General features: G+C 33.9%; 10 protein-coding genes and 1 tRNA gene. 6 read left to right on the top strand and 5 right to left on the bottom strand.

The window, feature by feature from the left end; translation table 11 throughout:
* Nucleotides 1-7: 7 nt before the first annotated feature.
* Entirely contained in the window at nt 8-472 is a 465-nt protein-coding gene (gene rimP / locus ACU4C5_RS03835) for a ribosome assembly cofactor RimP (RefSeq protein ID WP_446845735.1), read from the bottom strand.
* A 156-nt stretch (nt 473-628) separates the two neighbouring features.
* Here rimP and ACU4C5_RS03840 point away from each other — a divergent pair, with 156 nt between their 5' ends.
* Nucleotides 629-1,462 (top strand): universal stress protein, encoded by an 834-nt coding sequence (locus ACU4C5_RS03840; RefSeq protein WP_446845736.1) that lies wholly within the window; start codon nt 629-631, stop codon nt 1,460-1,462.
* Nucleotides 1,463-1,598: 136 nt separating this feature from the next.
* Here the strand turns inward: ACU4C5_RS03840 and ACU4C5_RS03845 are convergent.
* A tRNA-Gln gene (locus ACU4C5_RS03845) sits at nt 1,599-1,671 on the bottom strand.
* A gap of 150 nt (nt 1,672-1,821) precedes the next feature.
* Here ACU4C5_RS03845 and ACU4C5_RS03850 point away from each other — a divergent pair.
* A complete protein-coding gene (locus ACU4C5_RS03850; RefSeq protein ID WP_446845737.1) occupies nt 1,822-5,130 on the top strand; it encodes a glycosyltransferase family 117 protein in 3,309 nt (1,102 codons plus the stop codon).
* 48 nt (nt 5,131-5,178) lie between these two features.
* The gene (locus ACU4C5_RS03855; RefSeq protein WP_446845738.1) at nt 5,179-5,772 is read left to right on the top strand and encodes a polysaccharide deacetylase family protein; all 594 of its coding nucleotides are present in this window, start codon (nt 5,179-5,181) and stop codon (nt 5,770-5,772) included.
* Here the strand turns inward: ACU4C5_RS03855 and ACU4C5_RS03860 are convergent.
* Entirely contained in the window at nt 5,769-6,065 is a 297-nt protein-coding gene (locus ACU4C5_RS03860; RefSeq protein ID WP_446845739.1) for a thioredoxin family protein, read from the bottom strand. The two genes, ACU4C5_RS03855 and ACU4C5_RS03860, sit on opposite strands and share 4 nt — an antisense overlap.
* Nucleotides 6,066-6,161: 96 nt before the next feature.
* Nucleotides 6,162-7,385, bottom strand: coding sequence for a metallophosphoesterase (locus ACU4C5_RS03865; protein ID WP_446845740.1), 1,224 nt, complete (start codon nt 7,383-7,385; stop codon nt 6,162-6,164).
* A 216-nt stretch (nt 7,386-7,601) separates the two neighbouring features.
* Here ACU4C5_RS03865 and ACU4C5_RS03870 point away from each other — a divergent pair, with 216 nt between their 5' ends.
* Nucleotides 7,602-9,266, top strand: a complete 1,665-nt coding sequence (locus ACU4C5_RS03870) for an MFS transporter (RefSeq protein WP_446845741.1) — start codon at nt 7,602-7,604, stop codon at nt 9,264-9,266.
* Between the two features lie 74 nt (nt 9,267-9,340).
* Here the strand turns inward: ACU4C5_RS03870 and ACU4C5_RS03875 are convergent, their stop codons facing one another.
* Nucleotides 9,341-10,753 (bottom strand): aldehyde dehydrogenase family protein, encoded by a 1,413-nt coding sequence (locus ACU4C5_RS03875; RefSeq protein ID WP_446845742.1) that lies wholly within the window; start codon nt 10,751-10,753, stop codon nt 9,341-9,343.
* Nucleotides 10,754-10,925: 172 nt separating this feature from the next.
* On the opposite strand from ACU4C5_RS03875, the gene ACU4C5_RS03880 reads away from it, so the two are divergent.
* Together ACU4C5_RS03880 and polA are read left to right on the top strand one after the other, a co-directional pair.
* Nucleotides 10,926-11,180 carry a hypothetical protein gene (locus ACU4C5_RS03880; protein ID WP_446845743.1) on the top strand — a complete coding sequence of 85 codons (255 nt, stop codon included), beginning with the start codon at nt 10,926-10,928 and terminating at the stop codon, nt 11,178-11,180.
* 325 nt (nt 11,181-11,505) lie between these two features.
* Nucleotides 11,506-14,355, top strand: coding sequence for a DNA polymerase I (gene polA, locus ACU4C5_RS03885; protein ID WP_446845744.1), 2,850 nt, complete (start codon nt 11,506-11,508; stop codon nt 14,353-14,355).
* The last annotated feature ends 6 nt before the right edge of the window (nt 14,356-14,361 follow it).

Below are 14,361 nucleotides of genomic sequence, written 5' to 3' on the forward strand. Positions count from 1 at the left end.
ATACGAATTAAAATTTTATTATCACTTGTGCTTCTAAAATATCACCAAAAGGGATTTCAGCTTGCTTTTTTACTGTAACTTTTCCTTTACCAACTGTTTTTGGCTCTCTTGTTTTCCACTCCAAGACAATACCATCCTCGTTACTATCAGTTAGTATTGCTTCAATTTTTTCATGGTCTTTAGTTTTCACTTCTAACGTACGACCTATGTTTTTCACATATTGTCTTTTGTGCGTTAAAGGAGTAGTTGCTCCACATGAAGCCACCTCTAAAGAGAAATCTTGTTCTTCTCTGTCTAATTCATTATCAATAGATCTGCTAATAAAGATGCAATCTTCAACGAGTACACCATCATCTCCATCTATAGTAATACTTATCGTATTATCCTCCTCTATTTTAAAGTCAATTAAAAACAGGTCATCCCTTTCATTCAGGGCGTTCTCTAGCAATTCTTTTACTGTATCTCTAAACATTTTTCAGTATAAAAAGAGGGGACTTCTCGTCCCCTCACATTATCTTTTTTATCAAACAACGGTGCAAATATACAACATTTATATTGATTTACATAATAGTTACAATGTCGATTTTTATTATTAAATTGTAGAAACTTTAAACTAACACGCCATTATATGAAAAAAATACTCGTACCCACCGATTTTTCAAAAGAAGCAGAAAACGCATTAAAGGTTGCTGCACAACTCGCAAAAAAACATGATAGTGAAATTTATTTGTTACACATGTTAGAAATTCCGTTACAGGAGGTTGATGCTGTAGTAGGCCGCGGACAAGAACCCTTACCAGAAGCTATGTTTTTTATGAAACTTGCTCATAAAAAATTTAAAGAAATTATGGCAAGTGACTACCTTGAAGGACTCACCGTTCATGAAGCCGTACAAACGGAGAGTGATTTTTCTGCTATTATAGATAAATGCCATGAATTAGATATAAATTTTATTGTTATGGGGTCGCATGGCGCTAGCGGAATGAAAGAAATGTTTGTAGGCTCTAATGCTGAAAAAGTAGTAAGATCTTCAGACATCCCTGTACTTGTTATTAAAAATCACCATGAAAGCTTTAATGTTAACGATCTTGTTTTTGCTTCAGATTTTAAAAACGATAATAAAGACACCTACAAACAAGCTAGTAAGTTTGCAAAAGCTTTCAACTCTAAAATTCACTTATTAATGGTGAATACTGCAAATAATTTTACAACAACTATAGAATCTAAAGCACGTATTGATGAATTTATTAAAGGTAATGATTTTGAGAATTACTCTATAAATATTTACAACGACAGTTCTGTAGAAAATGGTATTTTAAACTTTTCAAAAGAAATAAATGCCGATTTAATAGGAATTAGTACACATGGGCGCCAAGGGATTGCTCACTTTTTTAACGGAAGTATTAGCGAAGACATTGTAAATCATGCTAAAAGACCGGTGATTACGTTTAAAATTGATTAACAGTAATAACACTATAAACAATTAACAGTAATAAAGTTAGACTTTTTTATTAGTCAAAAAAAAGGACTTAAGATTTACAAACAGTCATAAACGCAAAAATCCTCACTTGAAACAAGTAAGGATTTTTTAATAATTGTTGGCCCACTAGGGCTCGAACCTAGACTCTTCTGCACCAAAAACAGACGTGTTGCCAGTTACACCATGGGCCATTTAATTATTGAGAGTGCAAATGTATGACTTTTTTTCTCTTCTGCAAACATTTTTCAAAAAAAAATTAAAAAAACTTAAGGTTTAGCTAAAAGCATACGCCTTTACGTTATTTATTATTAAATTCGCTCGCACTAATTTAAGATAAAAATATGACACATTTCAATTTCAAGAAATGGAATACAATCCTTGGTTGGGTTGCTTTTGCAGTAGCTCTTATTACTTATACACTTACTCTAGAACCCACAGTAAGTTTTTGGGATGCTGGGGAATACATCTTAACCTCATCAAAACTTCAAGTGGGTCACCCACCTGGAGCACCACTATTTCAAATGTTAGGTGCCTTTTTTTCCATGTTTGCTTTAGAGCCTTCACAAATAGGAATGATGCTTAATATGATGAGCGCTGTAGCCAGTGCTTTTACTATTTTATTTATGTTTTGGAGTATCTCTTTACTCTTAAAAAAATTAGTAATTACTGAAGATGGTATCACAAAAGATGCATCAATAGCAATTTTAGGAAGTGCTTTAGTAGGGAGTTTAGCTTTTGCTTTTACAGATTCTTTCTGGTTTAACGCTGTTGAAACCGAAGTTTACGCGGCTGCAACCTTAATTATGTCAATTATGTTTTGGCTTGGGTTACGTTGGGAAGCAGATATGCACACCCCTAGAGGTAACAAATGGCTTATTATTATTGCATTTGTAATTGGATTATCGTTTGGGGTTCACTTTATGGGACTATTAACTATTCCTGCAATTGGATTAATATATTTCTTTAAAAACTACAAAACGGTTACTGTTAAAAGTTTTATTATCGCTAACATCGTTGCTGTAGCCATTTTATTATTCATCTTTAAATTATTAGCTCCTAATATTCTTAGAGCTTTTAGTGCTTCGGAATTATTTTTTGTAAACACCGTAGGACTTCCTTTTAACTCAGGATCTATTATCGCCGCTATTGTTTTGGTAGCTTTAATTGTTTTGGGATTAAAATACACAAGAGAGAAACAATACAAACACCTCAACACCGGAATACTTTGTATCACGTTTATTATCGTAGGATTTTCATCTTGGTTAATGCTACCTATTAGAGCAAATGCTAATGTGGTCATTAATGAAAACAACCCATCTAGTGCACGAGAACTTTTAGCTTATTATAATTTAGAGCAATATCCAGAAACTCATTTATTTTACGGTCCGTTATTTACCGAACAATATACCGGTTATGATGAAAACGAACCATTTGTAGATGACAAACCTAAATACGAAAAAGACTTTAAAAAAGGCGAATACGTTATTGTAAACGACTATAAAAAATCTAAACAAAACTTTAACGACAAGCAAGCAGCGATACTACCAAGAATGTGGAGTAGCGAGCATGCTGAAAACTATATGATGTTTACCGGCTTAATTGATTTTAAAATTAAACCTGAATATCAAATGGAAAATCAAGTCCGTGATTTGGTTAATGATTTTAGAAAACGTGTTGCTGAAGGTCGTATAGATTACGAAGATTACAACAACTTTTTAAAACAATACGGAAATCAGTTTTTAGATATTGAAAAACCTACACTTGGTCAGAATATATCTTACATGGTAGAATATCAATTAGGCTATATGTATTGGCGTTATTTTATGTGGAATTTCACAGGAAGACAAGATGATATTCAAGGACGTTATGACGATTTACATGGTAACTGGATTAGTGGAATTAACTTTATTGACAAAATACACTTAGGGATGTCTCAAGACAATCTTCCAAGCGATGTAGAAAACAATAAGGCAAGAAACACGTATTATTTTCTACCTTTAATTTTAGGTCTTATTGGCTTTTTATTCCTATTAAATATTGATAAGAAAACCTTTTGGACTATGCTGGTATTCTTCCTATTTACAGGAATTGCTATTCAGTTTTACACCAATGTACGTCCTTTTGAACCTAGAGAACGTGATTATTCGGTAGTAGGCTCTTTTTATGTTTTTGCTATTTGGATTGGTTTTGGAGTGTACGCTATTTATGATGCGGTTAGAAAAATTGCCAATATCAAATTTCTTCCTCAGGCAATAACTTTAGCGTGTTTAGTATTAGTTCCTGGAATTTTGGCAGCTAATAACTGGGATGACCATGACCGTTCAAACAAAAAAACAGCACATGCTATGGCGGTTCAATATTTAGAATCTTGCGCCCCAAATGCCATTTTATTCACCATTGGAGATAACGATACGTTCCCACTTTGGTATGCTCAAGAGATTGAAGGCATCCGTACTGATGTACGTGTAGTAAATACTAGTTTATTTCAAACCGATTGGTATATCGATCAAATGAAACGTAAATCGTACGAGAGTGACCCAATTCCGTCACAACTCACTCACGACAAGTATAAATATGGAACTCGCGATTATTTAATGGTAAAAGAAATTACCAAAGATACTATTGACATTAAAGATTTAATGAATTTTATTTCAAATGATGATCCAAGAGCGAAACTTAGAAACAGACTTTCTGCAGAAGAAATAAACTACTACCCTAAGTACTTACTGAATTCCAATTTTGTACCTACAAGACACGTTAGAGTGCCCGTTAATAAAGATGTCGTACTTAACAACGGACTTGTAAAACCTGAAGATGCCGATAAAATTGTATCTCATGTAGATCTTAATATTGAAGCAGGTGGACTGTACAAAAACAGACTATTAATGTTAGATATTATTGCCAATAACAATTGGGAACGCCCTATTTATTTTACAGGTGGAAGTTTTGGTGATGACGATTATATCTGGATGAAAGATTATCTTCAACTAGATGGTTTATGCTACAAATTAGTCCCTATACAAACTGCCATTAATAAAGCAAACCCTTTTGATATGGGACGTATTGATAGCGATCTTATGTACCAAAAAGTAATGGCTTGGGACTGGGGAAATAGCGGTACTGATATTTATCATGATGTTGAAACACGTAAAAACGGAATCACTTACAGAGGAAACCTAGCCCGATTGATAGAGAAATTTATTAACGAAAAGAAATTTGATAAAGCTGAAGAAATTGCAGATTTAGCGATGGAGAAAATGCCTGTTGATGATTTTGGTTTCTACACCTTACTAGAACCTTATATTAGCGCTTACTACGAAATTGGTAAAGCCGAAAAAGGACGTGCAGTTTACAAAGCTGTTGCTAGTAAATATCAAGAAAGCTTAACGTATTACAGCACACTTTCAATAGATACACAAACACGTTATATAGATGAAATTGTAACAGATATTGAACGTTACAGAGCACTTGTTGATGTGCTTGTTATTTACAATGATAAAGATTTTGCTTTAGCGGAAACAGAAAAATTTAACAACTACCTAAAACTTTTTAATCACTTTACAGGTGATGAAGAAGCCGAAGTAGCCCCTGTTAGAGAAGAAAGAGATATGACTAAAGATACTATTGAACGTATTTTAAACGCGCAATAATCACTTTTGAAAATAACACCTACAAAAACACCATTGGTCGTCAAAAAAATGTTCCCAAACTATGTTTGGGACATTGCGACTACCGATAAAATTATCTATTTAACTTTTGATGATGGACCAACTCCTGATATCACAGATTGGACTTTAAACCTCCTTAAACAATACCATGCAAAGGCTACTTTTTTTTGTATTGGACATAATATTGATAAATATCCTGATGTTTACAATACTATTATTGCACAGCAACATCTTATAGGAAATCACACCTACAACCATCTTAAAGGTTGGAAAACTTCAGTAAACGATTATGTAGAAAATGTTTTAAAAACCGAAACATTAATTGCACCAAAAACTGCGCTTAAATTATTTAGACCACCTTACGGAAAAATAAAAACAAAACAAGCCCAACAGTTGCAACAGTTAGGATATCGCATTATTATGTGGGATATATTATCTTTTGATTGGGATTGTAAAATTACTCCTGAAGATTGCTTAAAAGGCGTCATAAAAAACACCAAACCAGGAAGTATTATTGTATTTCATGACAGTGTAAAAGCCTCAAGAAACATGATGTACACACTCCCAAAAGTTTTAGACTATTTTAGTAAAAAAGGGTATCAATTTAAAAGCCTTCCAGCTTAAACAAATTCTTGCATTATTGTAATGAGTGAATTTGCATCTTGCTCACCACTATGGCGCCATCTCATTTCGCCATTTTTATAAATTATTAGTGTAGGTAAACCTTTAACACGTAAAGCATTTGCTAATTCTTTATTTTTTTCAACATCAATTTTTATCACGCTTGCCTTATCGCCAAGAGCTTCTGCGACATCTTTAAGCACCACATCCATAAAGGCGGATGATTCGTTCCATTCGGTAAAAAAATCTAACAATACAGGAATATCTCTTTCTATTAATTCTCCAAATTTTGACATAGCTTACTCTTTTAGTTGTGTCTTATCTTATAAAAATACACATTTTCTAATAACATTCATAATAATTACAACAGAGACCAGTTTCATGGCATGGCTTTAAACCTTTTTAAGCTTAATCACAGTCACTTCTGGCCAAATACCAACACGTCCAGGAAAGGCATGATACCCAAACCCTCTATTCACGTTTACGTAACGTCCAAATTCATTATATAATCCTGCCCATTGTTTATAGATATATTGTGACGGACTCCATTTAAATATTCCAGGAATTTCAATTCCCATTTGCAAGCCATGTGTATGTCCGCTTAACGTTAAATGATAATTAAAGTCATCTTGTTTTACTTTATTTTCCCAGTGTGAAGGATCATGAGACATTAAAATTTTAAAATCTTCTTTTGAAATGTGTTCCGAAGCTTTCTGTAAATCTCCAGCCTGATTAAAGCCTTTTCCCCAGTTTTCAACACCTACCAAAGCCATACGTTGGCCGTCTTTTTCAATGTATCTATGTTCATTCAGTAATAAATCGAAACCTATTTTAGGATGCACATCTTTAACCGCCTGAAAGTTTTGACGTTTATCTTCTGGCGTATCCCAATCTACATAATCTCCATAATCATGATTTCCTAAGACTGAAAACTTTCCGTAAGGCGCTTTTAAAACTTTAAAGACATCAATCCAGTCTTCCATTTCATCAGCTTTATTATTTACTAAATCTCCAGTGAATAATAACACATCTGATTGCTGCTCATTTATTAAATCTACACCATATTGAATTTTCTCTTTATTGGTAAAACTTCCGGAGTGGATATCTGAAATTTGCGTAATCGTAAATCCATCAAAAGCATCAGGTAAATCTTTAAACGCTATTTCGTATTTTAAAACTTTATAGTTGTAACGTCCTTGAATGATTCCGTAGATAAACGATGCAAAAGGAATGGCAGCTAAACCTAAAGCTATTTTTGAAATAAATGCTCTACGTCCCGAAAACGCTTTAGTTTCTCCTGGTAACAGGAAAGATATTAACTTTTGAAACATACGCACCACATCTTCTCCAAACAATACTAAAATTAAAACAGCTTTAGGAATTAACACCGTTAACATGACTCCTACTGCATATTGAAATCCTTGTGTTTGCCCTAAACTTCTAGGTGTTGTGACCATCACGTAAATTAAATTGATGTAAATTAATGCTGAAACACCAATCCATACCCATCGTATGAGTTTGCTTTTTGAAACTGTTTTTAATGCTTGAAAAGCATAAAATTCAACGGCAAAAATTATGATAGAAAAGATAACAATTCTTAGAATCCAACGAGACATATATTCTTAATTAAGTAAGCTACAAATATACTTGTAATATCAGTATTGGTTTTTTAACATCTTGTTAAAGTTTCTGACTGTTGGACAGCTAAAAATTTAATAGATACATCTGTAACTGTTTTTTGTATATTTAGCCGTTATAATTATAAAACTAACCGCAACAAAGCCATTTTATAATTACAAAATACATCTCAAATAATAGAAAGATTTTAAACCATGAACAACCAAAATAACAAATCTGCTTTAGCCACATTAGTGACTGTCTTTTTTTTCTGGGGTTTTATAGCGGCATCTAACGGTGTTTTTATTCCGTTTTGTAAAACCTATTTTGATATTGACCAGTTTCAATCACAATTAGTTGATTTTGCTTTTTATGGGGCCTATTATTTGGGCGCGTTATTTTTGTTTGTACTCTCAAGTGGTTTAAAAAAGGATATGCTAAATAGTTGGGGATATAAAAACGGAATTGTTTATGGACTGTTACTCTCTGCAATTGGTGCTTTTATAATGTTTCCTGCAACATTTGGAGCCCAACAAGGCGATACACATATTTTCTACTTTGTATTGATTGCCCTTTTTGTAGTAGGCTTAGGGTTTTCATTACAACAAACCGCTGCCAATCCTTTTACCATTGCTTTAGGAGATCCCAAAACTGGATCACACCGTTTAAATTTAGCAGGAGGAATTAACTCTTTAGGAACTACGATAGGTCCCATTGTTGTGGCCTTTATTATTTTTGGTTCTGCACCATTATCGGGAGAAGAATTAGCATCTATGATTAAAAATAATGAGATTAAACTTACCACTATACAAGGTTTATACATTGGCGTTGGTATTTTATTTTTAATTGCCGCAGCGTTATTTCATTTTTCAAAAAAACTACCCGCTTTAAAATCAGATACGAGTTTTGAACCCGCTAAAAAAGCTAAAAACTTACTATTACTGTTAACAGTTATTATCATTGCTTGTTTTGGATATATTTTTAGCACCTATACCAGTGGCACGGTATCTACAGAAGCTTTAGAGCATAAACGTTTAATTGTATTATTTATCGCTTTAGCAGGTGTTATTGGCACACTACTTTTCGCTTATTCAAAATCTACAAAATCACCAGAAGGTTGGGGCGCGATGAAACACCCCCAATTAGTTTTAGGTATGTTAGCTATCTTCACTTATGTAGGAGTAGAAGTTACTGTAGGAAGTAATCTTGGTGAACTTTTAAAACAATCTATAGACGGGACTAATTTAAACGCTTTAGGGCTTGCTACATTTAACGATGCACAATTAGCCCCATTTATCTCTTTATACTGGGGTGGTTTAATGGTTGGTCGTTGGGTAGGCGCCATAACTGTTTTCAACCCGAGTAAAGGTTTAAAAAAATGGCTACTTATTATTGTGCCTTATTTGGCATTTGGTGTTATTTTATTAGTCAACTTTGGAAAATACTCATTAGATCAAATTTTATTCTTCGGCATATGCGTTGCCGTTCAAATTGCAGGTTTCTTCATTGCTAAAGATAATCCCGTGAAAACCTTAAAAATATTCAGTTTATTCGGTATTACCGCTATGATTATTGGTTTATTAGCTTCAGGAAATGTGGCATTATTTGCCTTTTTATCAGGTGGATTATTTTGTTCAATTATGTGGCCATGTATTTTCACTTTAAGTATTGCAGGATTAGGAAAATATACTTCTCAAGGCTCTGCTTTTTTAATTATGATGATTTTAGGTGGCGCTATTATTCCTCCATTACAAGGTAAATTGGCCGATGTTTTTGGAATTCAGCAGTCATATATTATCCCTATGTTGTGTTTTGGATACTTGCTGTTTTATGCTTTTATCACGAAGAAAATATTAGACAAACAAAATGTGAGTTATTAAAAAAGCTTCATTCAATATATTTTAATAGATGCTAACGTTGTTATAACACACAATATTAGCATCTATTTTTTTTATTAGAACCACTTAATAGTGAGATCTACTAATTTTTGTTTGAAATTGGTATACGGTGGAAATAAAAACTCAATAGCTCCAAAAGTATGCTGCTGAATTACAGAACGACTGTTTGAAAATTCTTTAAAACCAAAAACACCATGTGATTTTCCAATACCGCTATTATTAGACCCACCAAAAGGTAAATAATGATTTGCATATTGTATGACATTATTATTGATGGCTGTACTACCTGCTCGTGTATTTTTAAGAATATAATTTCTATTTTTTTTATGCTGACTATAAATATATAATGCTAATGGTTTTGGTTTTTCATTAATATACGCTAGCGCTTCATCAATATGTTTATAAGTTTTTATTGGTAAAATAGGTCCGAAAATTTCCTCTTGAAGCAACGCCGAATCCTCTGAAAGATCAGAAATAACCGTTGGAGATATAAAATGTGTTTCTGCCGCGACCTTACCTCCTATTTCTATTGTTGCTTTATTGGCTTTTGCCGCTTTTAGATAATCTTCTAACCGCTTAAAATGTCTTTCATTAACTACACGAGAAAGCGCTTGAGATGCTTCGGGGTTTTCGGTATAAAAACTATTCAACTGTATTTTTAATTCCTGAATAAATTCCGTTTTCACAGTTTCGTCAATCAGAATATAATCCGGCGCAATACAGGTTTGTCCGTTATTTACAAACTTCCCCCATGCTATTTTTTTAGCCGCAGTTTTTAAGTTTGCTGTATGATCTATAATAGTTGGTGATTTCCCACCAAGCTCTAAAGTTACAGACGTAAGATGTTCGGCCGCAGCTTTCATTACTACTTTTCCTACCTGTGGAGATCCTGTAAAAAAGATATGATTAAAAGGTAATTTTAATAATGCCTGAGATACTTGAACCTCACCTTCTACTAAAGCAACCTCATTGGTTTCAAATAATTGAGACACAATTTCTAGCATTACTTTGGCAATATGAGGCGTCATTTCCGAAGGTTTAATAATGACTGTATTTCCTGCTGCAATAGCAGATACTAAAGGCCCAAAAGTTAGATTAAGCGGAAAATTCCAAGGTGAAATAATTAAACACACCCCTTTTGGTTCGTGCATATACCAAGACGAAGCCCCTATTAAAGCTAAAGGTGTTTCTACCTTTTGGCGACTCATCCAGTCTTTTAAATGTTTTTTAGCAAATTTAATATCGCCCACCACAGGGTAAATTTCGGTAAGGTCGGTTTCAATAAAAGGTTTTTTAAAATCATTATATAACGCCTGTCTAATAGCGTCTTTATACGTTACTGTAATTGCTACACGCAAAGCCTCTAATTTCTTAACACGCTCTTTATAAGTGGTATTAGCTATTTTATACTGATGCTCTTTTTGAGTTGAAAACAATTTAAAAAACTGATTATCAGTGTATTTATCCATAATATAAAAGATTTTAAAGGCGATTAATAAAAAAACATGTCGTTCACCGATGAATTTTGTATTCTGCTTCAAGTTAACCAAATATCGAGGTTATTCAACTAATATTTTTACCAGAATCTTAAAACCTCCTTTTCTTTGCTTCAGAATTAACACACAAACACTTATTTAAGTTATGAAAAAAGTATTCACATTTATCGCTCTAGTATCTTTGCCTTTTATTTCAATGGGACAGACACAGACTGCTAATGTAGATACTAAAGCTAACGAAAAAACAATTGAAGTGTCTACTAAAATTGAAGTGAAAGCAGATTCTCAAGCTAAAACTGACGTTTTAAACTTAAACCACAAGAAGAGTACCGACTTAATAAGCATTAAAGCTTACAGAAAAAGTCTTCAAATTAAAGTGAAGTCTGTAAAAATGTGCTAAACTAACAGCCGTTTCATCTTTCTTTTTTTATTATCTATTTCCCTCAGTACTTACAATTCAACCTCAATATTCCCTCAAAATTTAGGACATCTATTCACATCGTATATGCTCTAAATAATCTGTTTACGAGACCCCTTAAAGGTTTGGTATACTTACCATGAACTATATACGGCTTATGTACGGCCTATCTACGGGACATCTACGGACCACCGATAAGTTGTTATAGACTAAAAAAACAACTTTTTTAAGCCACAAATACAGCCGTATAAAAAACATTGATGTGATATCTTTTTTGTAGTTTTGAGGTTCTTTCAAAACCAAGATCATGTCCGATAACAAACGTGTATTTCTAGTTGATGCCTTTGCATTAATTTTCCGTGGCTATTATGCCTTTATAAAAAACCCAAGAATCAACTCAAAAGGAGAAGATACCTCAGCAATTATGGGGTTTATGAACTCACTTTTAGACGTTATTAAACGTGAAAGACCAGATCATTTGGCGGTATGTTTTGACAAAGGCGGAAGTGCCGATCGTGTAGAACTATTTGCAGAATATAAAGCCAACAGAGATGAAACTCCCGAAGGTATAAAAACAGCAATTCCACATATTATGGCCATTTTAAAAGCCATGCATATTCCTATTGTAGTGAAAGCCGGTTTTGAGGCCGATGATATTATTGGAACTTTGGCAAAACAAGCCGAAAAAGAAGGTTACCAAACTTTTATGGTAACGCCAGATAAGGATTTTGCGCAATTAGTAAGCGAAAACATCTTTATGTACCGTCCCGTTTTTGGTGGTGGTTATGAAACTTGGGGTATTCCTGAGGTTCAGAAGAAATTTGAAGTTACCGATCCTATACAAGTGATAGACTTTTTAGGTATGATGGGTGATGCCAGTGATAATATCCCAGGATTACCAGGTGTTGGAGAAAAAACAGCTAAGAAATTTTTAGCCGCTTACGGTACTATGGAAAACCTTTTTGCAAATACGCATGAGCTAAAAGGTAAAATGAAAGAAAAAATAGAAGCCAATCAAGAATTAGGGTTACTCTCTAAAAAATTAGCGACTATCATGTTGGATGTTCCAGTAACATTTAATGCGAAAGATTATGAATTAGATCAACCAGACATTCCAAAAGTTACAGAAATTTTTGAAGAATTAGAGTTTAGACGTTTAATTGATAATTTCAAGAAAACGTTTGCCGTAAAAGCTGAAGTAGCTCCTACAGAAACCACACAAAAGGTAACAGCTAAAATCCCAACACCACAAGAAGAACAATCGGCAGGTGCGGGACAATTCAGCTTATTTGGTGGCGATCCTACTTCCGCGGAAGCGCCAACAGCAACAGATACTTATACCAGAAAAACAGCAGAAAACACCTCACATTTTTACCAAAGTGTGGCCGCAGGAATGGGAACCAAACTGTTTATAAAAAACTTAATGAGTCAAACTTCGGTATGTTTTGATACCGAAACTACAGGCTTAAACCCTATCACAGCAGAGTTGGTAGGTATTTCATTTTCATGGGAAGCAGGGAAAGGCTTTTACCTACCGTTTCCGGAAGCTAAAACCGAAGCCCAAAACCTCATCGAGCAATTACGTCCGTTTTTTGAAAGCGAAAGCATTGAAAAAATCGGTCAGAATTTAAAATACGATATTAAAGTTTTAGCAAAATATAATGTTTCTGTAAAAGGAAAATTATTTGATACCATGTTAGCACATTACCTGATTAATCCAGATATGCGCCATAACATGGATATTCTTGCCGAAACGTATCTTAATTATACACCAATTCCTATTGTAGATTTAATTGGTAAAAAAGGTAAAAATCAACTAACAATGCGCGATGTTCCGTTGGAAAAACAAACCGAATACGCTGTTGAAGATGCCGATATTACACTACAATTAAAAGAGCACTTTGCCAAAGAGTTAGGCGATGCCAATACTCAAAAATTGTTTGATGATATTGAAATTCCGTTGGTACGTGTGCTTGCAGCCATGGAATTGGAAGGAATTAACCTAGATGTTACTTTTTTAAATACGTTAGCCGAAGCTTTAAATAATGATATTGACACTTTAGTGGCTAAAATTTATGAAGCTGCGGGTGAAGAATTTAATATTGCCTCACCAAAACAATTAGGTATTATTCTTTTTGAAAAACTAAACTTAGTTGATAAACCTAAAAAGACTAAAACCGGACAGTACAAAACTGGTGAAGATATTTTATCAGCTTTAGCTAAAGAGCATGAGATTATTCAGAATATTTTAGATTACCGTGGACTTGCAAAATTAAAAAGTACTTACGTGGATGCTTTACCGCTACAAGTGGAAGAAAGTACCGGTCGTGTGCACACCGATTATATGCAAACTGTTGCAGCCACAGGACGTTTAAGTAGTAATAACCCCAATTTACAGAATATTCCTATTCGTACCGAGCGTGGTCGCCAAGTGCGAAAAGCCTTTATACCACGTAATGAAGATTATACTTTATTGGCTGCCGATTATTCTCAAATAGAACTGCGTATTATTGCGGCTTTAAGTGAAGAGGAAACCATGATTGAAGCATTTAAAAACGGAGAAGATATTCACGCCTCAACTGCTGCGAAAGTATTTAATGTGCCTTTAGAAGAGGTGACACGTGAGCAACGTAGTAATGCTAAAACGGTAAACTTTGGAATTGTTTACGGGGTATCTGCTTTTGGATTGAGTAGCCAAACCGATTTATCGCGTGGTGAAGCCAAAGAATTGATTGATACGTATTATGAAACCTACCCAAAACTGAAACAATACATGAGTGCCCAAGTGGATTTTGCTCGTGATCATGGGTATGTAAAAACGGTTTTAGACAGACGTCGTTACCTAAAAGATATTAATTCTGCAAATGGTATGGTACGTAGTGGTGCCGAACGTAATGCGGTAAATGCCCCTATACAAGGTAGTGCTGCCGATATTATTAAAATTGCCATGATAAATATTTTCAACAAACTGGAAGCTGGAAATTATAAAACCAAAATGCTCCTACAAGTGCATGATGAACTGGTGTTTGATGTGTACAAACCTGAACTAGAAGACATGAAAACACTAATTAAAACGGAAATGGAAAATGCTTTTGTGATGGAAGTTCCTTTGGATGTTGAAATGGATATTGGTGATAATTGGTTGGAGGCGCATTAATATTAT

This window comes from Lacinutrix undariae (genome assembly GCF_052934785.1).